The organism is Wolbachia endosymbiont of Drosophila bocki (assembly GCF_028982005.1).
Classification (GTDB): domain Bacteria; phylum Pseudomonadota; class Alphaproteobacteria; order Rickettsiales; family Anaplasmataceae; genus Wolbachia; species Wolbachia pipientis.
The window spans coordinates 1-21,582 of sequence record NZ_JAPQLG010000159.1; the positions used below are offsets into that span (position 1 = coordinate 1).

The 21,582-nt window shown below is 34.4% G+C and carries 37 protein-coding genes; 35 read left to right on the forward strand and 2 right to left on the reverse strand.

Going from position 1 to position 21,582, the window contains the following annotated elements; all coding sequences use genetic code 11:
* From OZD61_RS03530 to OZD61_RS03690, 33 genes are all read left to right on the forward strand, one after another.
* Nucleotides 1–69 (forward strand): EF-Tu C-terminal domain-related protein (locus OZD61_RS03530; protein ID WP_274979900.1); only part of this gene is annotated, 69 nt, incomplete at its 5' end.
* Between the two features lie 14 nt (nt 70–83).
* Nucleotides 84–404, forward strand: coding sequence for a 30S ribosomal protein S10 (rpsJ, locus tag OZD61_RS03535; RefSeq protein WP_274979871.1), 321 nt, complete (start codon nt 84–86; stop codon nt 402–404).
* A gap of 9 nt (nt 405–413) precedes the next feature.
* The gene (gene rplC / locus OZD61_RS03540) at nt 414–1,136 is read left to right on the forward strand and encodes a 50S ribosomal protein L3 (RefSeq protein ID WP_274979872.1); all 723 of its coding nucleotides are present in this window, start codon (nt 414–416) and stop codon (nt 1,134–1,136) included.
* A gap of 2 nt (nt 1,137–1,138) precedes the next feature.
* A complete protein-coding gene (gene rplD, locus OZD61_RS03545) occupies nt 1,139–1,753 on the forward strand; it encodes a 50S ribosomal protein L4 (protein ID WP_274979873.1) in 615 nt (204 codons plus the stop codon).
* Nucleotides 1,750–2,037, forward strand: coding sequence for a 50S ribosomal protein L23 (locus OZD61_RS03550; protein WP_274979874.1), 288 nt, complete (start codon nt 1,750–1,752; stop codon nt 2,035–2,037). The genes rplD and OZD61_RS03550 overlap by 4 nt, the downstream gene beginning before the upstream one ends.
* A gap of 1 nt (nt 2,038) precedes the next feature.
* Entirely contained in the window at nt 2,039–2,863 is an 825-nt protein-coding gene (rplB, locus tag OZD61_RS03555) for a 50S ribosomal protein L2 (protein ID WP_274979875.1), read from the forward strand.
* A gap of 3 nt (nt 2,864–2,866) precedes the next feature.
* A complete protein-coding gene (gene rpsS, locus OZD61_RS03560) occupies nt 2,867–3,151 on the forward strand; it encodes a 30S ribosomal protein S19 (protein ID WP_274979876.1) in 285 nt (94 codons plus the stop codon).
* Nucleotides 3,152–3,156: 5 nt separating this feature from the next.
* On the forward strand, nt 3,157–3,504 hold the full coding sequence (gene rplV / locus OZD61_RS03565; protein ID WP_274979877.1) for a 50S ribosomal protein L22: 348 nt from the start codon (nt 3,157–3,159) through the stop codon (nt 3,502–3,504).
* Between the two features lie 39 nt (nt 3,505–3,543).
* Nucleotides 3,544–4,158: a 30S ribosomal protein S3 gene (gene rpsC, locus OZD61_RS03570; protein ID WP_010962753.1), complete on the forward strand. Its 615-nt coding sequence runs from the start codon at nt 3,544–3,546 to the stop codon at nt 4,156–4,158.
* 14 nt (nt 4,159–4,172) lie between these two features.
* Nucleotides 4,173–4,586, forward strand: a complete 414-nt coding sequence (gene rplP / locus OZD61_RS03575; protein WP_274979878.1) for a 50S ribosomal protein L16 — start codon at nt 4,173–4,175, stop codon at nt 4,584–4,586.
* A gap of 11 nt (nt 4,587–4,597) precedes the next feature.
* Nucleotides 4,598–4,801, forward strand: coding sequence for a 50S ribosomal protein L29 (gene rpmC, locus OZD61_RS03580; RefSeq protein ID WP_274979879.1), 204 nt, complete (start codon nt 4,598–4,600; stop codon nt 4,799–4,801).
* Nucleotides 4,794–5,030: a 30S ribosomal protein S17 gene (rpsQ, locus tag OZD61_RS03585; RefSeq protein ID WP_182309462.1), complete on the forward strand. Its 237-nt coding sequence runs from the start codon at nt 4,794–4,796 to the stop codon at nt 5,028–5,030. The genes rpmC and rpsQ overlap by 8 nt, the downstream gene beginning before the upstream one ends.
* 13 nt (nt 5,031–5,043) lie before the next feature.
* The gene (rplN, locus tag OZD61_RS03590; protein ID WP_274979880.1) at nt 5,044–5,403 is read left to right on the forward strand and encodes a 50S ribosomal protein L14; all 360 of its coding nucleotides are present in this window, start codon (nt 5,044–5,046) and stop codon (nt 5,401–5,403) included.
* On the forward strand, nt 5,403–5,720 hold the full coding sequence (gene rplX, locus OZD61_RS03595; RefSeq protein ID WP_006279347.1) for a 50S ribosomal protein L24: 318 nt from the start codon (nt 5,403–5,405) through the stop codon (nt 5,718–5,720). The genes rplN and rplX overlap by 1 nt, the downstream gene beginning before the upstream one ends.
* A gap of 6 nt (nt 5,721–5,726) precedes the next feature.
* Nucleotides 5,727–6,260: a 50S ribosomal protein L5 gene (gene rplE / locus OZD61_RS03600; RefSeq protein WP_274979881.1), complete on the forward strand. Its 534-nt coding sequence runs from the start codon at nt 5,727–5,729 to the stop codon at nt 6,258–6,260.
* 16 nt (nt 6,261–6,276) lie between these two features.
* Nucleotides 6,277–6,585 (forward strand): 30S ribosomal protein S14, encoded by a 309-nt coding sequence (gene rpsN / locus OZD61_RS03605; protein ID WP_274979882.1) that lies wholly within the window; start codon nt 6,277–6,279, stop codon nt 6,583–6,585.
* Between the two features lie 21 nt (nt 6,586–6,606).
* The gene (rpsH, locus tag OZD61_RS03610) at nt 6,607–7,002 is read left to right on the forward strand and encodes a 30S ribosomal protein S8 (protein WP_007551150.1); all 396 of its coding nucleotides are present in this window, start codon (nt 6,607–6,609) and stop codon (nt 7,000–7,002) included.
* Nucleotides 7,003–7,018: 16 nt separating this feature from the next.
* On the forward strand, nt 7,019–7,564 hold the full coding sequence (rplF, locus tag OZD61_RS03615) for a 50S ribosomal protein L6 (protein ID WP_274979883.1): 546 nt from the start codon (nt 7,019–7,021) through the stop codon (nt 7,562–7,564).
* A gap of 5 nt (nt 7,565–7,569) precedes the next feature.
* Nucleotides 7,570–7,941 carry a 50S ribosomal protein L18 gene (gene rplR / locus OZD61_RS03620; RefSeq protein ID WP_006279867.1) on the forward strand — a complete coding sequence of 124 codons (372 nt, stop codon included), beginning with the start codon at nt 7,570–7,572 and terminating at the stop codon, nt 7,939–7,941.
* A gap of 12 nt (nt 7,942–7,953) precedes the next feature.
* The gene (gene rpsE, locus OZD61_RS03625) at nt 7,954–8,466 is read left to right on the forward strand and encodes a 30S ribosomal protein S5 (protein ID WP_274979884.1); all 513 of its coding nucleotides are present in this window, start codon (nt 7,954–7,956) and stop codon (nt 8,464–8,466) included.
* A gap of 3 nt (nt 8,467–8,469) precedes the next feature.
* A complete protein-coding gene (gene rplO, locus OZD61_RS03630; RefSeq protein ID WP_274979885.1) occupies nt 8,470–8,940 on the forward strand; it encodes a 50S ribosomal protein L15 in 471 nt (156 codons plus the stop codon).
* A gap of 3 nt (nt 8,941–8,943) precedes the next feature.
* Nucleotides 8,944–10,272: a preprotein translocase subunit SecY gene (secY, locus tag OZD61_RS03635; protein ID WP_274979886.1), complete on the forward strand. Its 1,329-nt coding sequence runs from the start codon at nt 8,944–8,946 to the stop codon at nt 10,270–10,272.
* Nucleotides 10,269–10,910, forward strand: a complete 642-nt coding sequence (locus OZD61_RS03640; protein ID WP_274979887.1) for an adenylate kinase family protein — start codon at nt 10,269–10,271, stop codon at nt 10,908–10,910. The genes secY and OZD61_RS03640 overlap by 4 nt, the downstream gene beginning before the upstream one ends.
* A 59-nt stretch (nt 10,911–10,969) precedes the next feature.
* On the forward strand, nt 10,970–11,338 hold the full coding sequence (rpsM, locus tag OZD61_RS03645; protein ID WP_274979889.1) for a 30S ribosomal protein S13: 369 nt from the start codon (nt 10,970–10,972) through the stop codon (nt 11,336–11,338).
* 24 nt (nt 11,339–11,362) lie between these two features.
* Nucleotides 11,363–11,749: a 30S ribosomal protein S11 gene (rpsK, locus tag OZD61_RS03650; RefSeq protein WP_274979890.1), complete on the forward strand. Its 387-nt coding sequence runs from the start codon at nt 11,363–11,365 to the stop codon at nt 11,747–11,749.
* A 21-nt stretch (nt 11,750–11,770) separates the two neighbouring features.
* Nucleotides 11,771–12,838 (forward strand): DNA-directed RNA polymerase subunit alpha, encoded by a 1,068-nt coding sequence (locus OZD61_RS03655; protein ID WP_274979891.1) that lies wholly within the window; start codon nt 11,771–11,773, stop codon nt 12,836–12,838.
* 7 nt (nt 12,839–12,845) lie between these two features.
* Nucleotides 12,846–13,274 carry a 50S ribosomal protein L17 gene (gene rplQ / locus OZD61_RS03660; RefSeq protein WP_274979892.1) on the forward strand — a complete coding sequence of 143 codons (429 nt, stop codon included), beginning with the start codon at nt 12,846–12,848 and terminating at the stop codon, nt 13,272–13,274.
* A 23-nt stretch (nt 13,275–13,297) separates the two neighbouring features.
* Nucleotides 13,298–13,636, forward strand: coding sequence for a YraN family protein (locus OZD61_RS03665; RefSeq protein WP_274979893.1), 339 nt, complete (start codon nt 13,298–13,300; stop codon nt 13,634–13,636).
* A gap of 41 nt (nt 13,637–13,677) precedes the next feature.
* Complete coding sequence (atpH, locus tag OZD61_RS03670; protein WP_274979894.1) at nt 13,678–14,238, forward strand: ATP synthase F1 subunit delta; 561 nt, start codon at nt 13,678–13,680, stop codon at nt 14,236–14,238.
* On the forward strand, nt 14,235–15,776 hold the full coding sequence (gene atpA / locus OZD61_RS03675; protein ID WP_274979895.1) for a F0F1 ATP synthase subunit alpha: 1,542 nt from the start codon (nt 14,235–14,237) through the stop codon (nt 15,774–15,776). Before atpH ends, atpA begins: the two co-directional genes overlap by 4 nt.
* Before the next feature lie 9 nt (nt 15,777–15,785).
* The gene (greA, locus tag OZD61_RS03680) at nt 15,786–16,280 is read left to right on the forward strand and encodes a transcription elongation factor GreA (RefSeq protein ID WP_274979896.1); all 495 of its coding nucleotides are present in this window, start codon (nt 15,786–15,788) and stop codon (nt 16,278–16,280) included.
* A 6-nt stretch (nt 16,281–16,286) separates the two neighbouring features.
* On the forward strand, nt 16,287–16,931 hold the full coding sequence (gene ribB, locus OZD61_RS03685; protein WP_274979897.1) for a 3,4-dihydroxy-2-butanone-4-phosphate synthase: 645 nt from the start codon (nt 16,287–16,289) through the stop codon (nt 16,929–16,931).
* Nucleotides 16,932–17,002: 71 nt separating this feature from the next.
* On the forward strand, nt 17,003–18,283 hold the full coding sequence (locus OZD61_RS03690; RefSeq protein WP_274979898.1) for a M48 family metalloprotease: 1,281 nt from the start codon (nt 17,003–17,005) through the stop codon (nt 18,281–18,283).
* Between the two features lie 28 nt (nt 18,284–18,311).
* Here OZD61_RS03690 and OZD61_RS03695 read toward each other — a convergent pair whose 3' ends face one another.
* Both OZD61_RS03695 and fabG read right to left on the reverse strand, forming a co-directional pair.
* Nucleotides 18,312–18,647 (reverse strand): TrbC/VirB2 family protein, encoded by a 336-nt coding sequence (locus OZD61_RS03695; protein WP_236514837.1) that lies wholly within the window; start codon nt 18,645–18,647, stop codon nt 18,312–18,314.
* Nucleotides 18,648–18,741: 94 nt separating this feature from the next.
* Complete coding sequence (fabG, locus tag OZD61_RS03700) at nt 18,742–19,476, reverse strand: 3-oxoacyl-[acyl-carrier-protein] reductase (protein WP_274979899.1); 735 nt, start codon at nt 19,474–19,476, stop codon at nt 18,742–18,744.
* 266 nt (nt 19,477–19,742) lie between these two features.
* Here fabG and OZD61_RS03705 point away from each other — a divergent pair, with 266 nt between their 5' ends.
* On the forward strand, nt 19,743–21,263 hold the full coding sequence (locus tag OZD61_RS03705; protein WP_240991858.1) for an HlyD family type I secretion periplasmic adaptor subunit: 1,521 nt from the start codon (nt 19,743–19,745) through the stop codon (nt 21,261–21,263).
* A 142-nt stretch (nt 21,264–21,405) separates the two neighbouring features.
* Nucleotides 21,406–21,582, forward strand: a 177-nt coding sequence (locus OZD61_RS03710) for a transposase (protein ID WP_187470120.1), incomplete at its 3' end; no start/stop codon positions are given.

Genomic DNA, 21,582 nt, shown 5'->3' on the forward strand with positions numbered 1-21,582 from the left:
TTGCGTTTTGCGATAAGAGAAGGCGGTAGAACTGTTGGTTCTGGTGTTGTTTCTGAAATTTTGGAGTGAGTGTAGTAACTAAGATGAAGCAAGATATATATATTAACATTAAGGCTTTCGATTGTTCTTTATTGGAGGAGTGTGTTCGAAAATTTGTTGATGAATTAAAGCGGTCCAGTGCAAAATTATCTGGTCCGATTGCGTTGCCAAGGAAAGATTCTAAATTTATTGTTAATAGATCTCCTCACGTTGATAAAAAATCTCGTGAACAGTTTGAAATGAGAACTTCTAGGCGTTTGATTGTTTTACGTGATCTTACTCCTACTATGATGCAGATGCTTACAGGTTTATCTTTTTCTGCTGGCGTAGAAGTGGATTTAAAAGTCAAGGAAGTTAAGGTTTAGGAGAAGGAAATGAAGAGAATAAATTCGCTGAGGAGAATTGGTTTACTAATGGTGAATATTGGTCATACTGCTATGTATTCTGACAATAGTCGCATGGCTGTAACTTTATTGCATCTCAGCGAAACTTATATTATTGATATAAAAGGACAAGATAAATGTGGCTATAATTCAGTCATTTTAGGCACAGGAGATTTTAAAAATATAGCAAAACCTCAGTTGGAATATTTAAAGAAAAAGGGTATAAATAATAAATGTAAGTTATACGAAAGTAGATTAAATGACCTGTCGGGAATAGAATGTGGTAAAAAAGTGGGAATCAATCATTTTGTGGTTGGTCAATATCTTGATATTACGGGTTATTCTATAGGTAAAGGATTTGCTGGTGTGATGAAGCGGCATAATTTCAGTGGGCTTAGGGCATCTCATGGTGTTTCTATTGCTCACAGATCACAAGGTTCCACTGGCCAATGTCAGGATCCTGGTAGAGTATTCAAAGGAAAGAAAATGGCTGGTCATTTAGGTAACAGCAGGATAACTGCACAAAATATGAAGATATTATCCATTGATCATGAAAATAGTATAATTGCTGTGAAGGGTAATAATGTTCCTGGGTTTAAAAATTCCTATGTTTTTGTAAGAGATGCAGTTAAAAAATCTTTACATAAAGATGTTCCTTTTCCGGTAGGTTTACTGTTAGATGTAAATGATGATGCTAGTAATTTGGTAAGTTAGTTATGGAATGTAATTTAGTTAATCTATCTAATGATAATGTAGGTACTGCTCAGCTCAATCCTTTGATATTTTCTGCTAAGCAAAAATTGAGTATTTTGCATGATATAGTGAGATGGCAATTAGCGAAGAGAAGAGCTGGTACTCATAAAACAAAAGGTATTAGTGATGTCTCTGGTACAACAGCTAAACCTTATGGTCAAAAACGTACCGGTAGGGCAAGACAAGGGAGCTTGCGATCTCCTCAATTTAGAGGTGGTGGGATTATTTTCGGCCCTGTTGTGAGGAGTCATACTTATTCTCTTAATAAGAAGGTACGCAAATTTGGTTTAAAAATTGCTTTATCTCTAAAGTATTTAAATAATCAAGTAATTATTCTGGATAATTTAAATATTGATGTGAAGAAAACGTCTGAAATGTGTAAATGTATTAAAAGTTTTAAATTTTCTTCCTTTTTGATAGTTGGTGATTATGGAGATGATTTGTTGCGTGCGGCTAAAAACTTGCACTATGTAGACTTAATCAAACCTATTGGGTTAAATGTTTTTGATATATTGAATCACGAATGCGTGATGTTGACAAAGGATACTTTAAAGCATCTTGAAGGTAGATTGTTATGATCAAATATAATAATATAATAAAATCTCCTATAATTACAGAAAAGGCCTCTTTTTTGAGGGAGAAGTTTAATAAATATTCTTTGTGTGTTTTTGTAAATGTAAATAAGCGTCAAATAAAGTTGGCGATAGAGTCTCTATTTGATGTTAAAATTTCTTCTATAAATGTTGTTAGAATTAAGCCTAAATATAGGCGTTTTAGGGGTGTGGTTGGTTGTGAAAAACAGAAAAAGAAAGTTTATTTTTCTTTGATGGATGGTCAAAAATTAGATATAATGAGCGTTTAGTATGGGTATGAAATTTTTTAATCCTGTTACTCCGTCTTCTCGTGGGACTGTGTTAGTAAGTAAAGTTGGTTTATCAAAAGATGAGCCAGAAAAATCTCTTACATCTGGTAAAAAGTCCAGTGGTGGAAGAAATAATCATGGTAGAATTACAACTCGTCATAGGGGTGGTGGTCACAAAAAGAAGTATAGAGTGATAGATTTTAAGCGTGATAGAAGTGGTCAAGGTATAGTTGAAAAAATAGAGTATGATCCAAATAGAAGTGGGTTTTTGGCGTTAATATCATATAAGGAAGATGATATTAAGTCTTATATATTAGCTCCTCAAGGTATGAAGCCAGGTGATGTTGTTACAGCTGGGAATGATGCTGATATTTTGCCAGGGAATTGTTTACTACTCAAGCATATACCTGTTGGTTCTTTCGTTCATAATGTTGAGCTGAAGCCGGGTAATGGTGCTGCGATTGCTAGAGCTGCTGGTTGTTATGCACAAATCGTTGGTCGTGATGGCCAATATGTTTTATTACGGCTCAGGTCTGGTCAAATTAGGTTGATTTTATCTTCTTGCAAGGCTACTATTGGTGTAGTATCTAATCCTGACCATAAGAATAGAAAGTTGGGTAAAGCTGGGAGAAGTAGGTGGCTTGGGATTAGACCTACTGTACGTGGAGTTGCAATGAATCCGGTTGACCATCCTCATGGAGGCGGGGAAGGAAAAACCTCTGGTGGTCGTCATCCTGTTACTCCTTGGGGTGTTGCAACAAAAGGAAAGAAAACTCGAAGGAGAAATAAATCTAGTGATAAGTATATAAAACAATTGAAAGGTTAGTTTATGAGTAGATCTGCATGGAAGCCTCCTTTTTGTCATCCTTCTGTATTAAAGTCGGTGAATAATGCTTTAAACAAGGGGTTTGTTAACATGGCTATAAAAGTTCATTCCAGGGCTTCTGTAATTCTTCCTAATTGTTTAGGTTTAAAGTTTGCTGTTTATAATGGTAAGGATTACATTCCTGTGAATGTTAATGATCAGAATATGATAGGTCATAAGTTTGGTGAGTTTTCACCCACTCGTAAATTTACTGGGCATAGTGGTGATAAAAAGGCGACAAGAAGGTAATTGATATGAAAAACAGAGATGTAATAGTTAAAGCTGGTTCTAGGGTTTTGAAATCAACTCCTCGTAAATTGAATTTGGTTGCTGGTTTAGTACGTAATAAAAAAGTTTCTTTTGCCACTGTGCAATTAAGATTTTGTGAAAAGAAAGCTGCAGGTCTTATAAGGAAGGTATTAAATTCTGCGATTGCTAATGCTCAAAATTATGGATTGGATATCGATAATTTATATATAAAAGAAATTTTAATAGGTAAGTCTCTTACTTTGCGTAGGGTATGTCCAAAAGCTATGGGTAGAGCTAATAGAGTTAGTAAACGTTATAGTAATATAACTGTAAAATTGGGGGAAATTGTATGATTCATAAAAATAGAAAATTAATAAGGAAAGTGCAAAAATATGGGAAACGTTAATCCTAAAGGATTTAGGTTAAAAATAATTAATACTTGGTCATCTATTTGGTATGCTGAGAAGGGTTATAAACAAGGGTTGCATCAAGATTTGTCTATTCGCAGTTATATAAATGAATCTTTTAAGCATGCTGGTGTTTCTAAAGTAATTATAGAGCGTACGATCGATTTGGTATCTGTAATAATACATTCTTCTAGACCTGGGGTGATAATAGGTAAGAAAGGCTCGGATATTGAGAAGATAAAGCAAAAGATAGCTGAAAAAGTAAAAAATAATGTGGAAGTGAATGTAGTAGGGGTTAAAAGGTCTGAAATAGATGCAGTTTTAATATCAAACAGCATTGCACAGCAGTTAGAAAAAAGGGTTTCATTTAGAAGAGCGATGAAAAAAGCTATTCAAAGTTGTTTGAGGATGGGTGCTAGAGGTATTAAAGTAAGTTGTTCTGGGCGCCTTGGCGGAGCTGAGATAGCTCGTACTGAGTGGTATAAAGAAGGCCGTTTGCCTTTGCATACTTTACGTGCTAATATAGATTATGCTTTTGCTGAAGCAAAAACTATATATGGCATCATAGGAGTTAAGGTCTGGGTTTATATTGGTAACTAATTAGGTATATTGAAATGTTTGTTCCTAAAAAAAGTAAATATAAAAAAGTATTTAAAGGACGAATTAAGGGTAACACGAAAGGTGGTAGCACATTATCTTTTGGAGATTATGGTCTAAAGGTTATGGAAGCAGGTAGGATTCAATCTAAGCATATTGAAACTGCAAGGCGTGTAATATCTAGAACATTAAAACGCTCTGGTAAAGTGTGGATAAGAATTTTTCCTGATACCCCTGTTAGTAAAAAGCCGGCGGATGTGCGTATGGGTAAAGGGAAAGGTGGTGTTGAGTTTTGGGTATTTAAAGCTAAGCCCGGTAGAATGTTGTTTGAAATTAGCAGTGATGTTCCCATGCATTTAGCAAGATTGGCGCTTGAAAAGGCAACTGCTAAGCTTCCTATGAAGTGTAAATTTGTATCTAATCATAATTAAATGGAGTTGCAATGGATATAGCTGACATTGAATCGAGGTCCTCGCAAGAATTGCATGAAATTCTTGTGAATTTGAGAAAAGAGTTTGTTAATTTGGTTTTTCAAAAGAAGCTGGGCCAGTGCAACAACATTTCGCGTTTTAGCTTAATAAGAAAGAGCATAGCTCGTATTTTAACTGCATTAAATAAAAGAAGAAGAGAGGAAAAGAATGCCTAAAAAGGTTTTTTGTGGTACTGTAACTAAGGCTAAGTGTGATAAGACTGTAAAGGTTTCGGTATTACAAGTGTATAAGGATGAGCTGTATAAAAAGGTTATAAAAAAATACAAGAAGTATACAGCACATGATGAGAATAATAGTTGTAAAGAGGGGGACAAGGTTTTAATACAAGAACACAAGCCTGTTTCTACTACTAAAAAATGGGTTATTGTTAATAGCTCACATTGAATAGGATGTTTATATGATTCAAGAAAATACATTGTTGGAAGTAGCTGATAATTCTGGCGCGCGTGCAGTGCTTTGTATTGGTTTATTGGGTGGTAGAAAGTCTGCATCTATAGGTGACACAGTTATTGTATCTACTAAATCTATTACTCCAAGAGGGAAAGTTGAGAAGGGAAAAGTATATAGAGCAGTTGTGGTGAGGGTGAAAAGCCCTATTAGAAAATCTGATGGTTCTGTAATTCGTTTTTCTAGCAATGCTGTAGTTTTGATTAACGATCAAGGTGAACCACTTGGCACTCGGGTGTTTGGTCCGGTAAAAAAGTTATCATCTGGTTCTTTTATGAAGATAATGTCATTAGCTGTTGAGGTTTTATAATGAGTGCTAAAATAAAAAGTGGTGACGACGTTATAGTTTTAACTGGTAAAGATAAGGGAAAAATTGGTAAGGTAATCAAAGTTATAGCACGTGATGCTAAAAAGAAAGTAATTGTTTCTGGAGTGAATGTGCATAAGAGACATACTAAACCAAAAGCTGGTAGTAGTGGTGGTATATTAAATAAAGAGTTAGCTATTGATATATCCAACGTTGCAACATTGGACCCTAAATATAAAACTCCAACTAGAGTGGGGTTTAAGGTTATAGACGGTAGAAAAGTGCGTTTTGCAAAAGTTTCTGGAGAAGTGATAGATTAGGTTGATATGTTTAAAGAATTGTATAAAGATAGCATAGTAAAGTCCTTGAAGGATAAGTTTAATTACGGCAATACAATGCAAGTGCCTAAACTTGTCAAGGTGTGTATCAATATGGGCGTTGGAGATGCTGCTGCAGATAGTAAAGCAATAAATGAACCACTTGATAGCCTATATTTGATTGCTGGGCAGAAGCCTTTATCAACTTTTGCAAAAAAATCTATTTCTGGCTTCAAGATCAGAAAAGGTGCTACAGTAGGTTGCAAAGTAACTTTGCGTAGAGATAAAATGTATGAGTTTTTAGAAAGATTGGTATATATTGCTTTGCCAAGGGAAAAAGATTTTAGAGGATTTAGTGTGAAGCAATTTGACGGTAATGGTAATTTTTCCTTTGGTATAAAGGAACATATCTCGTTTTTAGAAATAGGCTATGATAAAATAAGTAAAATTAGAGGTATGGATATTAATATTATAACAAGTGCAGTTAGTGATAAGGAAGCAAAGGAATTATTACTGGCTCTTAAATTTCCTTTTTTTGATTAATTGAGAGGAGAAATATATGGCAAAAAAATCTATGATAGAAAGAAATCTTCGCAGAATAAAGTTGTGCGATCAATATAAAGAAAAAAGAGAAAAATTGAAATCTATAATAAATAATAAGAATTTGTCCATTGTAGAAAGGTTTACAGCTCAAAGTAAATTAATTAAAAAATTGCCTAGAAATTCTTCTAAAACCAAAATTAGAAATAGGTGTGCTTTAACTGGGAGACCAAGAGGAGTATATAGAAAATTTGGTTTATGTAGAATTGTTTTGCGTGATTTATGTTCTTTTGGGCAAATTCCAGGAGTTACAAAGTCTAGTTGGTAAATATAATATAAGGAGTATATTGTGGCGTTATCTGATAGTATTGGTGATTTTTTAACAAGGATACGTAATGCTCAATTGGCAATGCATAGGGCAACAAGGGTACTATTTTCTAAGATGAATTCTTCTATATTGGAGATTTTAAAAGAGGAAGGGTATATCCTTGATTATGAAAAGCAAGTTGTAGATAATTTACCTTCTTTCATTGTAAAATTGAAGTATTATGAGAAGTCACCTGTAATTAGTGACATAGTTAGGGTGTCAAAGCCTGGTTGTCGTCGTTATTCTAAGTATAAGGACATTTCTAAAGCATATAATGGTCTTGGTATTTTTATTATATCGACACCCAAAGGAGTGATGACTGATTATAATGCACATAAGTTAAAGGTTGGTGGAGAAGTTTTGTGTCGTGTCTTTTAAATAATAGGAGAAATTCATGTCTCGTATAGGTGCTGCTCCTATCAATATTCCTGCTGGTGTTTCAGTTGAATATAATAATGGTAGTATGTTAATAAAGAGTGCTAAGGCTGAAAAGGAAGTTAGCTTGATCAGGGATGTTGTGTGTCAGATTATTGATAATCAGCTATTGCTTTCTGTTGATCAAGATAAGGATAATTATGATAAAATAAAGCCTATGTGGGGTACTTATAGGAGTAATATTAATAATATCATTAACGGCATGGTTGATGGTTTTTCTGTTAATCTTGAGATTAACGGTGTGGGATATAAGGCAGAGTGTGATGGTAAGTGTTTGACTTTGTATCTTGGTTATAGCCATAATGTTAAATATAAAGTGCCTAAAGATGTTGAGATTAAGTGCATAAAGCCAACTCACTTAGTAGTTAGTGGTATGGATAAGCAGAAGGTCTATATGGTGGCGTCTGATATATGCAAAATTAGAAAATATGATCCTTATAAAGGTAAGGGTGTTGTAATAAAAGGCAAATTTATGCTGCGTAAGGTTGTAAGTAAAAAGAAGTAATAAAAATGAAAAGATCGTATAATTTTTTAAGTAATTCTGAAAAAAGGAAGTTACGTAATAGAGCGAAGCTTGACAAGAGCGCTGAACGTTTACGTATATCCATATTTAAATCTAATAGGCATTTTTATGTCCAGTTAATTAATGATGTAAAAGGAATAACTCTCACTTCAGCTTCTACTTTGGATGCTAAAATTAAGGATGTATGTAAAGGGAAAGTCAACGCTGAAACTATAAAACAGGTTTCTTCTTTAATGGTTGAGCGTCTGTCTGGCATGAAATTAGAGCAGCAGCTTACGTTTGATCGTGGAGCGTATAAATACACAGGATTAGTTTCTCAATTTGCTGAGGCTTTAAGAAGTTCTGGATTTGAATTTTAGAAGGTTTTGAATATGGCTATAAAGAATTTACAAAATAATGATGATTTATCAGAGCTTTTGGTTTCGGTACGAAGAGTGACAACGGTTACCAAAGGTGGTAGAAGATTTTCATTTTCAATTTTGGTTGTTGTTGGCGATGAGAAGGGTAGGGTAGGGTGTGGAATAGGTAAGCACGCAGAAGTTGCTGAAGCAAGAGTCAAAGCTGTAAATGCTGCAAAGAAATCAATGATTAGAGTGTACTTGCGTGAAGGTAGAACTTTGCATCATGATATTAAAGCTAAATTTTGTTCTGGTGAGATAGTTTTAAGAACCGCAAGAGCCGGAACAGGTATTATTGCTGGTGGAGCGATTAGATCAGTTTTTGAGGTGTTAGGTATAAAGGATGTGGTAGCTAAATCCACTAGATCAAATAATCATCATAACGTTATATGTGCGGTGTTTAAGGCTTTTGATAGTATGTTATCTCCTCGTCAGGTAGCAAGCAAAAGAGGCAAAAAGATTAGCGAGATAGTTGGAAACAGGTAAAGTATGAATAATGCTGTAAAATTAAACTCTATATTTACTAAATTATCTAAGAAAAAGAAGCCTAAGTTGCTGGGTAGAGGTGTCGGTTGTGGTAAAGGTAAAACATCCGGTAGAGGGCATAAAGGGCAGAAGGCTAGAAGTGGAGTTTCTATAAATGGTTTTGAGGGTGGACAACAGTCTATATATACTCGTTTGCCTAAAAGAGGTTTTAAGCCTATACGTAGGAGCATATACTCTATAATTAATGTTGGCGATATACAGCGCTTAATGGAAGCTAAAAAAATAGTGAAAGACTCTGTTATAGATAAGGAGAGGCTGTATAAATTAGGTTTTATAAAGTCTATTAAGGATAAAATTAAACTTCTTAATAAAGGTAAGTTGAGCGAAAAATTTGTGTTTCATGTTGATTTTGCGTCAGAAGCTGCAAAAAAATCTGTAGCTTCAGTTGGTGGTAGTGTGGAAATACTATCGTAAGTCATGGGCAATAAATCAGCATTTAATAGCTTGGATCCTACGTTGTTATATAAAGGCGATTTATTAAAGCGTATATTTTTTACGCTAATAGCTTTAATTTGCTATCGCTTGGGTACTTATGTGCCTATTCCTGGAATTAATCTTGATGTAATTAATGATATATTTCCCAAAGATGGCTCAGGCGTTTTTGGAGTATTTAATTTATTTTCTGGTGGTGCATTGGCTAGAATGACAATTCTAGCATTGAACGTTATTCCATATATAATGGCTTCTATCATTATTCAGTTACTTTCTTCTGCGATTAAAGGAATGAAGGAAGTTAAGAATGATGGAGAGTCAGGCCGTAGAAAGATGAATTCTTATATACGCTATCTGACCATAGTAATTTGTGTATTTCAATCAATTCCAATTTTGGTTGGATTGGAAGGGATGAATAGGGAAGGGGTATTGGTTGTAATCGAACCTGGTGTTATGTTTCGTACAATAGGTGTTTTCAGCCTTTTAGGTGGAACTATGCTTTTAATATGGCTTGGTGAACGAATCAGCGCTAGCGGTATAGGCAATGGTATCTCATTAATCATTTTCACGGGTATAATATCAGAGTTACACAGCGCTTTATCATCTTTGTTAACGTTAAATAAAAACGGTAGCGTATCGTTATTTATTATCCTTTTTGTTTTGGTATTGTTTTTTTTGCTGCTACTCTTAGTCATTTTTGTAGAGTCTTCTTATAGAAAGGTTATTGTTCAACATCCTAAAAAGCAATTTAAAAGATTACATAATGACGATTTTACTTATATTCCATTGAAGATTAATTTATCTGGTGTAGTACCAACCATTTTTGCTAATGCAATTTTATTGACACCTATTTCAATTGCAAATTTCTATAAGGGGCACGCTTTTTCTGATTTTATTTTGAATTACTTTATGGCAAATAAAGTAGTATATATTGTAGCCTATTTGGTGCTGATAGTATTTTTTAATTTTTTCTATACCAATTTTATATTTAATCCAGAGGAAAACGCAGATTTTCTTAAAAAAAATGGTGGTTTTATACCTGGTAGAAGGCCTGGGAAACATACTTCTGATTACCTTCAAGATATAGTTTTTAAGTTGACATTCATTGGCTCTGCGTATTTGGTAGTCATATGTACTGTACCTGAAGTTATGAGATATTATTATGATATACCATTTATTTTTGGTGGGACGAGCTTACTGATTATAGTGAACGTTATTACTGATACTATTATGCAAATACAATCTTATATTTTTTCAAATAGGTACGACAACTGGATAAAGAAATATGAGTCTAAAACGAGGAAAGTAAGATGATCATTGCGATTTTTGGTCCTCCAGGTTCTGGTAAAGGTACTCAGTCAAGCTTGTTAATAGCAAAATATAATTTAAAATTAATTTCAGTAGGGGATTTATTAAGGAATATTATATCTAGCAGTAGTGAGTTAGGTAAAAAAATAAAGGGTACCGTGGAATCTGGTAATTTAATTCAAGATGAAATTATATGTGGATTATTACGTGACCAGCTTGCATTAGTGGATGATAATTGCTTATTAGATGGTTTTCCGAGAAATTTAAACCAGGCTCATTTTTTGACTCAAGTTTTGCAAGAAAAATATAATAGGGATGTTGACATTGTAGTTGAGCTGCAGCTTGACGATAATATTGCAATCGATAGGTTAAGAAATCGTCTCGCGTGTTTGGACTGTAAAAGCATATATAGTGTATCTTCTTTTAAGAGTACTACTTGTGCTAAATGTAAAAGTACGAGGTTAGAGAAAAGAATTGATGATGCTGATATGTCTGCAATTAATAAGAGAATAAGTGAATATCACCTTCAAATGAAAGGTTTACGCGAGTATTATAAAGGCAAATTATTAACAATTGACGCTAATTTGAGTGTTGATGAGGTAACGCAAGAGATTGAAAGTAAAATTTCTTGTAATTTGGTTTGACTCTGAGTTGTTTTATGGTATAAATTAAGAGTTGTTATTAATAAAGTATCGGGGTACCAGTGGCACGTATTGCAGGCATAAATATTCCAGTGAGGAGATGTGTTCCTTTTGCATTAACTTATATACATGGTATAGGTATTGCTACTGCGAATGTAATTTGTCACGCTTGCGAAGTTGATAAGCGCAAACGTGTTTCAGAATTACGAGATGAAGATATAGAAAAGATCAGCGGTTTCATTAGACAAAATTATGTTATAGAAGGTGAGCTCAGAAAAGAAGTGGCTATGAACATAAAATCTTTAGTGGAAATGGGATGCTATAGAGGGGTGAGGCATAGGAAAGGTTTACCTGTGAGAGGGCAAAGGACTCATACTAATGCTAAGACTCGTAAAGGTAGATCTCGGTTGCCTATTGCTGGGAAAAAATAAAATTTATTATTATTGTGAGTTTTAATGAAAAAAGTCAAAACGGTTGGTAAGAGTAAGAAGGAGTTTATTACTGGTGTTGTCCATATTCGTGCAACTTTTAATAATACTTTTGTAAATGTAACTGATGTTCATGGTAATACGCTATGTCAAACTTCTGTGGGTGCATGTGGTTTTTCAGGTTCGAGAAAATCCACACCTTATGCTGCAGGTAAGGCTGGGGAGTCTGCTGCGAAGAACGCAATGGAGAGATTTGGTATGAAGGTTGTCTCTGTAATAATTCGCGGTCCTGGCTTTGGTACCGAAGCTGCGGTTAAAGCACTTCAGAGCTGTGGGTTGACTGTGACTTCAATTGCAGATAAAACCGCAATTCCTCATAATGGGTGCAGGTTAAGAAAAAAAAGAAGAGTATAGGATATTTGAAAAGGTTGTTTTATGTATTATAATAATGATGTTTCTCTCTGTAGCAATTTAGATAAATTGATTAAACCTAGTTCAGTTAAGGTAATATCAGATGATTCAAGTGAAAAAAGTGATATAGTGCTAGAACCGTTGGAAAGTGGTTTTGCTTTAACATTAGGTAATGCATTAAGACGTGTAATGTTATCTTCTCTTAAAGGTAGTGCTGTTTATGGAATAAAAATTGAAGGTGTAACTCATGAGTTCACTTCAATTCAAGGGGTGAGAGAAGACGTAACTGATATAGTATTAAATATGGGTATGTTGAGGTGTAAATTAAATGGTGCTTCTAATAAATGCTTAAATTTAAACGCTAAAGGGCCTTGCCAGGTATTAGCTGGGATGATAGAAACTGATGATCAATGCTCTATTGTTAATGAAGATTTGTTAATATGTACGCTGGGGCAAAATGTGGAGCTTAACATGACCATATATGTGGCTAGCGGAAAAGGTTATCTTCCTGTAACTAAATATAAAGAAAATGAACTTTTGAAGCTTATGAGTGAACAGGATTTAATTGGTTTTATTCCAGTTAATGCTTTGTATAGCCCTGTCAACAGGGTTTCGTACAGGGTAGAGAACAGTCGTGTTGGCCAAGTGACTGATAAGGATAAGCTGATATTGTCAATTGAAACTGATGGTACAATTTCTCCGAGTCAAGCTGTTGACTCTGCTGCAAGAATATTACAGGAGCAACTTCAGCCCTTTATTAGTTCTGATGTAAGTTATAAAAAATCGCAGGTTTCTTCGTCTAGTGGTGCTAAAGATTTGGGTTATGACCCTGTCTTATTGCGTAAGGTAGATGAAATGGAATTGTCTGTCAGGTCTCATAACTGTCTGAAAAACGAAAACATCACTTATATAGGTGATCTTGTGCAAAAGACAGAAGGTGAAATGTTAAGAACTGCTAATTTTGGCAGAAAGTCTTTGAATGAGATTAAGGCAGTTTTGACTAATTTTGGCTTGTCTTTGGGTATGAATGTGCTAAACTGGCCACCTAAGGATATAGATGAGTTGGCTAAACAACATACTGATGAAGATTAGGTGATATATGAAACATGGAATAAAAAAACGTAAACTATCTCGTTGTACTGAACATAGATTATCGACGTTAAAGAATCTATCTATCTCATTAATTAACCATGAGCAGATTGTAACTACTTTACCAAAAGCTAAGGAACTTCGTCCATATGTTGAAAAGTTTATTACAATTGCTAAGAATAAGAATACTTTACATGGTAGAAGACTTTTGCTTTCACGCCTTCATAATAGTAAGTTAGCGGTTGATAAGTTATTAAACGTCTTAGCCAGCCGTTATCAAGATCGTAAAGGTGGGTATTCTAGAATAGTAAAATTTAGCACTCGAAAGGGTGATTGCGCTTCGATGGCAGTGATAGAACTGGTTGATAGGGATATTGCAGCAAGAGGTAAGGTTTATAGTAAAAATAAAGAAGGAGGCAAAGTAGTTACACAAAGTTAATTGTTATCATAATTGTTCTTCTTGTGGTAAGTGGGTTACGCTACTTTGGCGAGTTATTGGTTTTAGTATATTTAAAACTGAAATGGTATAATGTTATAAAACGCCGTTACCGTTGTAAGTTCGGTGAAATTGACTTAATTGTATCTAAAAAAAAGGAGCTGATTTTTATAGAGGTTAAAACAAGTTTACTTGGAAAAGAAATACCGATATCTCATCTTCAATGTCAGTCTATTATAAATTCTTCTAAGTATTTCTTAAGTAAAAACCTTAGTTTTTTAGATTATTCAGTCAGGTATGATTTATATTTTCTTTCCTTGAAGAGAAGACCTGTTTATATAAAAAATGCTTGGATTGAAGAATGAAAGATTTGTAGCTGAATTAATTTAGATTTACTGGATTTAATATGAAAAAGACCCAATACAATAATTTAGTTTCATCTTACGCTAGAGTGCTATTTCATGTCTCAGGAAGCAGGTTAGGTATTATAAGGAAAGAAGTAGAATTTTTGTTGGCTTTTTTTAAGGATCAACGTGATGTTTTTGTGTACCTATCTCATCCTATGATTTCTTTTGCACACAAAAAAGAAGTGATGCTTTCTATAAATGAGCACTTGAGTGAGAATTTAGTAAAATTTATTATGGTTATATTTGCAAATAAACGCTCTAGTTTATTGATCCTTATGTTAGAAAAATTCTTAAGTCTTGCAAGAGAAAATGAAAATGAATTCGAAATTACTATAAAGTCAGCAGAAACTTTAAAGGAATCTGATATAAAAATAATTACTGAATCTTTGAGCTTTCTTGGTAAAATAATAAAAGTAAGCAATGTGGTTGACCCTTCTATACTAGGTGGCTTCGTAGTTAGGTATGGTTTTAATTTGATCGATGCTTCGCTAAAAAGTTACTTGGATAGGTTAGTTGACTTAAGTAAAATGGAAATATTAAAAGTAAGGAATTTTGTATGAAGAACAGTATGAATGTTTCTGAGATAGCAAGTATAATAAGAGAAAAGGTTGAGACGTTTGATAATCCTATAAAGCGGGAAAATATAGGTGAAGTAATTTCAGTAACAGATGGTATCGCATTGGTTTATGGGCTGGAAAAAGCAAAATTCGGTGAAAAGGTATTTTTTGCAAGTGGTGTAGAAGGAATAGTTCTCGATTTAGATCATAATACGGCTGGAATAGTTGTGCTTGGTAATGACCGTGATGTGAAAGAAGGGGACGTTGTAAAATGTAGTGGTGATGTTGTGCAGGTGCCTGTAGGGCATGAATTGTTAGGGAGAGTTGTAAATGCGTTGGGCCATCCTATGGACGACGGTGGGGAAATTAGAGCCAAAAACAGAATGGATATAGAATCTAAAGCGCCAGGCATTATTGATCGTAAGTCTGTGCATGAGCCACTGCAAACAGGAATTAAAATTATAGATTTGCTAATTCCAATAGGTAGAGGGCAGCGTGAATTAATTATTGGTGATAGACAAATTGGTAAAACTACTATTGCGCTTGATACTATTATCAATCAGAAGAAGATTAACGATGAGGTAAACGAAAATCAAAAAGTTTACTGTGTTTATGTTGCTATTGGGCAAAAAATTTCAACAGTAGCAAAAGTGGTAAATAAGCTGAAAGAAAGCGGAGCATTAGAGTATACAACTGTAGTTGTGGCTAGTGCATCTGACTGCGCGCCTATGCAATTTTTAGCACCTTATGCTGGTTGCACTATTGGGGAATTTTTCCGTGACAATGGAATGAATTGTTTGATTATATATGATGATTTATCTAAGCATGCTGTGGCATATAGGCAGATGTCTTTATTGCTCAGACGTCCTCCTGGTCGTGAAGCTTACCCTGGAGATATATTCTATGTACATTCTCGCTTGCTTGAAAGAGCTGCTAAAATGTCTGATAAAAAAGGGCAGGGTTCTTTAACTGCTTTGCCAATTGTCGAAACTCAAGCTGGTGATGTATCTGCATATGTGCCAACAAATGTTATTTCAATTACCGATGGGCAGATCTTTCTTGAGTCTGAATTATTTTATAAAGGATTTCGACCTGCAGTAAATATAGGTTTGTCAGTTTCACGGGTTGGTTCTGCTGCACAACTAGAGTCTGTGAAGAAAGTTGCTGGTTCTATAAAGCTAAGCTTAGCTCAGTATAGAGAATTAGAAGATTTCGCAAAATTTGGTTCTGATCTTGATGCTAGTGTTCAATTATCCTTGAATAAGGGTAAATATCTTGTCGAGTTATTAAAGCAAAAACAACATTTACCTATGTCAATAGAAGAACAAGTAGTGCTGATGTATATTTTTTCTAACCTATATAATCAGTTAAGTAAAATACAAATAAGTTACATTAATAAATTTGAACATGATCTTATTAATTATTTTCATACTGTGCATCCTGGGGTTTTAAAAAAGTTGTCAAATGACATGAGTGATGATATAAAAGGTGATATTTTTAACATTGTGAGTAATTTCGTTACTCAATTTAATTGCGTTTAGGTGGTGATTATGGCTTCATCCATTATTAATAAATTTCCTGTAACGAGTGAAGGTTTTGAGAATATGCAAGCCGAACTTGAAAAATTAAAGGAAGAAAAACCTTCTGTGATACAGGCTATTTCTGATGCTCGTGATCAAGGTGATTTGTCTGAAAACGCAGAGTATCATGCAGCACGGGAAAGGTTAGGTTTTATTGAAGGCCGTATAATGGAGATAGAAAGTAAGCTCTCACATGCGGAAGTAATAGAAGTAAAAAATTTGTCTGGTGATTCAGTAATGTTTGGTGCAACTGTGACATTAAGCATGTTAAGTGATAATAACGGTGAAGTGGAATATGTTTATAAGGTTGTAGGCGAATATGAAGCTGATGTTTCAAAGCAGTTAATATCTACTAGTTCACCACTTGGGAGTGCCTTAATCGGCAAAAAAGTCGGTGAATATGTGGAAGTGACAGTGCCAAATGGAGAGAAATTGTATAAAATAGTTAAGATTGAATTTAAGTAAATTATTATGGTACAGGCCACTTATGCTTCAATGAGTCTACCAGGTATTTCTTCTGTGGAAGATGTATTAGAGGATGCTCGTTCCGGTAAATTATTCATTTTAGTTGATGATGAAAATAGAGAAAATGAAGGCGATTTGATTGTCTTAGCTGAGAAAATAAAGCCGGAACATATGGCTTTTATGGTTAGGTACGGTACAGGGGTTGTTTGCTTAGCAATGACTAAATTTCACATGAAAAGGTTGGGCCTTAATTTCATGGAAAAGAAAAATATTGGTGAAAATCATACCGCATTTACTACATCAATTGATGCACGTTATGGCATTACAACCGGTGTTTCAGCAGGGGATAGAACGAAAACTATACATGCTGCTATCAACAAGGATGGTACTCAGGATGACATCATAACTCCAGGTCATGTTTTTCCTGTAATTGCACATAAAGGTGGGGTGGCACAACGTGCTGGTCATACTGAAGCGAGTGTTGAAATGGCGAAGTTAGTAGGGTTTGATCATTCAGCAGTTATTTGTGAATTAGTGAATGATGATGGCTCTATGATGCGCTTACCTCAGTTACTTAAATTTGCTGAACAACATAAAATTAAGTTAACTACCATCGACAAACTTATCAGTTACGTTAAAAATTTAAACTAGCGTTTATAAATTTGTATAATTTAAGTGTTAAAATATAGAATTTCTATAAATTATACAAGCACAGAATTTTCATGTTTAGAGTTGCTAAGTTTTTGACCTTATTGTTCTTTTTTGCATATTATAATAATGCTTACTCTATTGACATTATTAGAGATAGTGAAGTGGAAGCAATAGTGAAAGAGCTAGCGCAACCTTTATTTTCTGCTGCGGATATTGATCATGAGCAAATAAAAGTTTTTATAATTAATGACAATTCGATTAATGCTTTTGTAATTAACAATAACAGTATTTTCATTCATTTAGGACTTTTACAATATTCGGCTAAACCTTATGTCCTGCTTGGTATATTAGCACATGAGATTGCTCACATATCTGCTGGTCATATATTGCAAATGAGTAGTGCTATGGGTTATTTTCAATCGATAGCAATGATTAGTTATATGGTAGGATTAGTTTCTAGTATTATCATTAACCCTCAGGTTGCTGGTGCAATTTTGCTTAGTGGTGTAGCGTTTAGTTCAAGGCTATTTTTTAACTATTCTCAAGAGCAAGAAAGTGTAGCAGATAGCTATGCTTTAAGGTATCTTGATGAATCTGGCTATGATAATTCAGGTATGAAAGAGATTTTTGATTATTTTAAAAGTATTGAGCATGAGAACACCGAGGAATATTTCCGCACTCACCCACTTAGTGAGAAACGTATATTTGCTGTACAAAATTATAAGGTTAAAAACAACGTAAAACCAATTTTTGCGGATAAGTTACTAAAGTTTGAGCGTGTGGTTGCCAAGCTAGACTCTTTCTTTGCTCCTATTCATGTGTTATCTAATAAATATGAAAATAATTCTGAGTATGTAAATGCTATAGTTTGCTATAGGCAAGGAAAGATAGAAGAGGCTATTGCTAAAGTTAATTCATTGATTCAAGAGTCACGCAATGACCCATACCTATATGAATTGAAAGCAGAAATGCTATACAAGGCCGGAAATTTAAGTGAAGCAATAAAAATGTATGAGGAATCGCTTAGGTATTTATCTGAGAAAAACAGTTATTTAGTGAAACTTGCATTATCTCATACTTTATTATTACACGGTGATGCAAAAAAGGCGATTTTTTACCTGGAGCAGATTTTGAATATAGAACCAAATAACGCTTTTGTCTGGAAGTATTTAAGCATTGCATATAAATGTGAAGCTGATACGGCAATGCATTATTTTGCCTTGACAAAAAAGGCTTGTATTGAAGGTGATTTAAAGCAATTTACAAAATATGCTGAGCTAGCTGTTAAAACTTTACCAAAAGATAGCCCTTATTTGTTGCAAGTTGAAGATATGAAGCGATTTAATGGATAACAAAAAAGCACTTCTGTACTTCTATGGGTTATTTCTTTCCACACTTTTCCAACATAGCTTTTGCTTCATCGCTTACATTGGGCATAACTTTTATTATAATCGTCTTAGCGCCAAAAAATACAGCACAAAACACGCCTAGAGCAAAGAGGGCTGGCCACGGCATCCTGCCAAATATTGCAAGCAAAGCTGCACCAATTATTACTACCGTCATAAGTGGACCGCCTATCCCCCAAACATAACCAATAATATTACATATTACTTGTGTTGTATCATCCATATCAGGACCAGTGATAGCTGCGTAACCTGAGAAAGAGAAAAGCAATACTACACACAAGACACCAAAAAATCCTATTATAGAGCTCATTTTTTTGCCTCTAAGTAATAAATCAACGTAAACCTAAACCTACACATTTTTTATTTTAAAGTAAAAATTATAATTTGTCCATACATAAGTGTTGCTACATAAATAACCCACCATTAATATTGAGCACATGCCCTGTTATATATTTTGCTTCATCACTTGCTAAAAACAAGACCCCTGCTGCTATTTCTTCCCCTGTTCCCATTCTTTTCATTGGAATATTATCTAATATTTTTCCCTTTTGTCCTTCATTTAAAACTTCAGTCATTTTAGTATCTATAAACCCAGGAGCAATACAATTTACTGTTATATTACGACTTGCAACTTCTTTTGCTATAGATTTGCTCATGGCTATTATTCCAGCTTTAGACGCTGCATAATTTGCTTGCCCGGCGTTTCCTGTTAGCCCTACTATTGAGGAAATATTTATAATTCTTCCCCAATTATTCTTAATTAGTTTCCTGCATGCTTCTCTACTCAGCTTAAATGTAGAGCTCAAGTTAATATCAATTACTTTTTGCCATGCTTCATCTGTCATTCTCAATAATAAACTGTCTTGCGTAATGCCCGCGTTGCATACAAGCCCGTCAAAGCCTTCCATCAACTCACTTGCTCTGTTTACTAGTTGATTTACTTCCTCAGCATTTGATAAATCACAAGGGAGTACGTGCATATTTTTTTCATATTGTTTAGCAACTTCTTCGAGCACTTCTTTTTTTGTGCCAGAAATACATAAAGTTGCTCCGGCTTTGTGCATAATTTTTACAATTGCTTGCCCTATTCCGCCTGATGCACCAGTAATCAGGAACTTTCTGCTTTCCAATTTAAGCATAATAACTTTATATTATCTTAATTCCTAACAGAATATTGACTAGTTGGCAATAGATTTCTTACATAATATAAGTAACTCAGATATTCACAAAATAAAGAAAAAGTTGTAATAAAGTTAAACGTCAAAAAATTTTAAAAACATAATTGATGCAGGAATTGTTACTAAATAGTTTATTCTGGTGCTCTACAGTCTAAATGGAATGCTTAAATTATAGATTCTTTGTTTTTGTGTGTTATCTTGAGTTAACACAAATTCACAGTAGTATTATGATAAGTAAGTTAAAAAAGCTTAGCGCTGGATTTTCTTTGACAGGCTTGATTGGCCATGGTGATAATATAAATATGCAAGGAGCAAAAAATAAAAAGAAGAAGTACCCAAAATTTTTGGATAAGACGTTTGCATTGATTGATGCAGTGATAAATTTTATTTTAAAACGCGAAAGTAATAACGTAAATGAAGTCCTGAAAGTAACATGGGGACCACTATTTTTTGGTCTGGTAGTAATACTCATCTTTTTTGGGATAGGTGGTATTTGGTCGGCTATAGCTCCAATTGACGGTGCGGTGCATGCAAGTGGAGAAGTTATTGTATCTTCAAATAGAAAAATAGTTCAACACTTGGGCGGAGGAATAATAAGCAAAATTTTAGTAAAAGAGGGTCAAGCAGTTAAAAAAGATGAGCCTCTAGTTTTGTTGAGTGATGTTAACGAGAAGGCGAATTTAAGTATCATCAAAGAGAAGCTCTTATCATTTTTAGCAACAGAAGCAAGGCTTCTTGCAATCAGAGTAGATTTAGACACGCTCGAGTTTCCTGATGAGGTTAAAAAATTATCTCACGATGAACTTGTAAATAAAGCGATAAAGAATCAAGTAAAGTTGTTCAACTCTCAGAGAAAGAGCATATTGGGAAAAACAGACATACTGCAACAACGTATAAAGCAGTTAAATGATGAATTAGCGGGGCTAAACTTTCAACTAAATGCAGCTCATAAGCAATATGACTTGATAACTGAGGAGTTGGAAACAAAAAGACAATTACTTGATAGTGGCCATATAAGCAAACCACACATTTTAGCTTTAGAAAAACAGTTTGCTGAAATTGAAGGCAGAGTTGGACATTACCGTTCTGCAATATCTCAAGTGCAGCAAAAAATTGGAGAGAATGAATTAGAAATTATAAACGTAAAAAATGATTCTCAAGAAAGAGCAAACGCTGAACTTAAGGAAGTTAGTACGTCTATTGCAGACTTGAAAGAGAGGCTGATGGTTGCTGAAGATTCATTAGCACGTACAATAATAAAATCGCCTCAAGATGGGATAGTGACAGATATAAGATACCATACTGAAGGTGGTGTTATACAATCTGGAGTTCCGATCATGAGCGTAGTGCCATCAGATGATGACCTAATAATAGATGCTAAAATTCAGACCAGAAACATAGAAGAGATACTGTCAGCACAAAAGAAAGATAGCAATATAGTCTCTATTGATGGGCTAGAAGGGCTAAAGGTTAAAGTTCGTTTAAGTGCTTACAGTGCACGTCGTTTAAGTTTAATTAATGGTATAGTAAGCAATATTTCTCCCGATGCCCTTGATGATCCAAGGCTAGGGCGTTATTATTCAGTACGTGTAGTGATACCAAAACCAGAGCTTGCTCAGTTTAAAAACGTATACCTATACCCTGGTATGCCAGCAGAAGTGTACATAGTTACTCAATCTCGTACTCTTTTATCATTCTTGTTTACGCCTATAATTGCAACAGTCGATAGGTCTTTTATAGAAAGGTAGCTCACTCGTTAAAGTAGTAGTGAAAGTGCCGTAATAAAATTTAGGTACATAATTAGACAATAGGCTTTTTGACCTTGCCCAGAAAAAGTGGAGAGAAAGAAAGGAGTTTTTTCGGGTAAAATAAAATTTTGGAGGATTAGAAATGGCAAGAGAATATACGGCAGAATTCAAATTGGAAGCTGTTAAGCTGGCAAATGAACAAAGAAAGGTAGGTCAACCAGTTGCAAAAGTAGCAAGAGATCTAGGAATAAGGGATAGTGTATTAGGAAAATGGATGAAGAAATATAACGAAAAAAAGTCAGCGGCAAATGCATTTCCA

What these genes read in the sequence shown, in the direction of transcription:
- OZD61_RS03640 (WP_274979887.1), top strand. Translation starts at nt 10,269, where the DNA reads ATGATCATTGCGATTTTTGGTCCTCCAGGTTCTGGTAAAGGTACTCAG.
- OZD61_RS03690 (WP_274979898.1), top strand. Translation starts at nt 17,003, where the DNA reads ATGTTTAGAGTTGCTAAGTTTTTGACCTTATTGTTCTTTTTTGCATAT.
- rpsN (WP_274979882.1), top strand. Translation starts at nt 6,277, where the DNA reads ATGGCAAAAAAATCTATGATAGAAAGAAATCTTCGCAGAATAAAGTTG.
- rplR (WP_006279867.1), top strand. Translation starts at nt 7,570, where the DNA reads ATGAAAAGATCGTATAATTTTTTAAGTAATTCTGAAAAAAGGAAGTTA.
- secY (WP_274979886.1), top strand. Translation starts at nt 8,944, where the DNA reads ATGGGCAATAAATCAGCATTTAATAGCTTGGATCCTACGTTGTTATAT.
- rplD (WP_274979873.1), top strand. Translation starts at nt 1,139, where the DNA reads ATGGAATGTAATTTAGTTAATCTATCTAATGATAATGTAGGTACTGCT.
- OZD61_RS03550 (WP_274979874.1), top strand. Translation starts at nt 1,750, where the DNA reads ATGATCAAATATAATAATATAATAAAATCTCCTATAATTACAGAAAAG.
- atpH (WP_274979894.1), top strand. Translation starts at nt 13,678, where the DNA reads ATGAAAAAGACCCAATACAATAATTTAGTTTCATCTTACGCTAGAGTG.
- rplO (WP_274979885.1), top strand. Translation starts at nt 8,470, where the DNA reads ATGAATAATGCTGTAAAATTAAACTCTATATTTACTAAATTATCTAAG.
- rplP (WP_274979878.1), top strand. Translation starts at nt 4,173, where the DNA reads ATGTTTGTTCCTAAAAAAAGTAAATATAAAAAAGTATTTAAAGGACGA.
- rpsC (WP_010962753.1), top strand. Translation starts at nt 3,544, where the DNA reads ATGGGAAACGTTAATCCTAAAGGATTTAGGTTAAAAATAATTAATACT.
- rpsJ (WP_274979871.1), top strand. Translation starts at nt 84, where the DNA reads ATGAAGCAAGATATATATATTAACATTAAGGCTTTCGATTGTTCTTTA.
- OZD61_RS03705 (WP_240991858.1), top strand. Translation starts at nt 19,743, where the DNA reads ATGATAAGTAAGTTAAAAAAGCTTAGCGCTGGATTTTCTTTGACAGGC.
- rplF (WP_274979883.1), top strand. Translation starts at nt 7,019, where the DNA reads ATGTCTCGTATAGGTGCTGCTCCTATCAATATTCCTGCTGGTGTTTCA.
- OZD61_RS03695 (WP_236514837.1), bottom strand. Translation starts at nt 18,647, where the DNA reads ATGAGCTCTATAATAGGATTTTTTGGTGTCTTGTGTGTAGTATTGCTT.
- rplQ (WP_274979892.1), top strand. Translation starts at nt 12,846, where the DNA reads ATGAAACATGGAATAAAAAAACGTAAACTATCTCGTTGTACTGAACAT.
- rplB (WP_274979875.1), top strand. Translation starts at nt 2,039, where the DNA reads ATGGGTATGAAATTTTTTAATCCTGTTACTCCGTCTTCTCGTGGGACT.
- rplC (WP_274979872.1), top strand. Translation starts at nt 414, where the DNA reads ATGAAGAGAATAAATTCGCTGAGGAGAATTGGTTTACTAATGGTGAAT.
- ribB (WP_274979897.1), top strand. Translation starts at nt 16,287, where the DNA reads ATGGTACAGGCCACTTATGCTTCAATGAGTCTACCAGGTATTTCTTCT.
- rplN (WP_274979880.1), top strand. Translation starts at nt 5,044, where the DNA reads ATGATTCAAGAAAATACATTGTTGGAAGTAGCTGATAATTCTGGCGCG.
- rplV (WP_274979877.1), top strand. Translation starts at nt 3,157, where the DNA reads ATGAAAAACAGAGATGTAATAGTTAAAGCTGGTTCTAGGGTTTTGAAA.
- rplE (WP_274979881.1), top strand. Translation starts at nt 5,727, where the DNA reads ATGTTTAAAGAATTGTATAAAGATAGCATAGTAAAGTCCTTGAAGGAT.
- greA (WP_274979896.1), top strand. Translation starts at nt 15,786, where the DNA reads ATGGCTTCATCCATTATTAATAAATTTCCTGTAACGAGTGAAGGTTTT.
- atpA (WP_274979895.1), top strand. Translation starts at nt 14,235, where the DNA reads ATGAAGAACAGTATGAATGTTTCTGAGATAGCAAGTATAATAAGAGAA.
- rpsK (WP_274979890.1), top strand. Translation starts at nt 11,363, where the DNA reads ATGAAAAAAGTCAAAACGGTTGGTAAGAGTAAGAAGGAGTTTATTACT.
- rpsQ (WP_182309462.1), top strand. Translation starts at nt 4,794, where the DNA reads ATGCCTAAAAAGGTTTTTTGTGGTACTGTAACTAAGGCTAAGTGTGAT.
- OZD61_RS03655 (WP_274979891.1), top strand. Translation starts at nt 11,771, where the DNA reads ATGTATTATAATAATGATGTTTCTCTCTGTAGCAATTTAGATAAATTG.
- rpsE (WP_274979884.1), top strand. Translation starts at nt 7,954, where the DNA reads ATGGCTATAAAGAATTTACAAAATAATGATGATTTATCAGAGCTTTTG.
- rpmC (WP_274979879.1), top strand. Translation starts at nt 4,598, where the DNA reads ATGGATATAGCTGACATTGAATCGAGGTCCTCGCAAGAATTGCATGAA.
- rpsS (WP_274979876.1), top strand. Translation starts at nt 2,867, where the DNA reads ATGAGTAGATCTGCATGGAAGCCTCCTTTTTGTCATCCTTCTGTATTA.
- fabG (WP_274979899.1), bottom strand. Translation starts at nt 19,476, where the DNA reads ATGCTTAAATTGGAAAGCAGAAAGTTCCTGATTACTGGTGCATCAGGC.
- rplX (WP_006279347.1), top strand. Translation starts at nt 5,403, where the DNA reads ATGAGTGCTAAAATAAAAAGTGGTGACGACGTTATAGTTTTAACTGGT.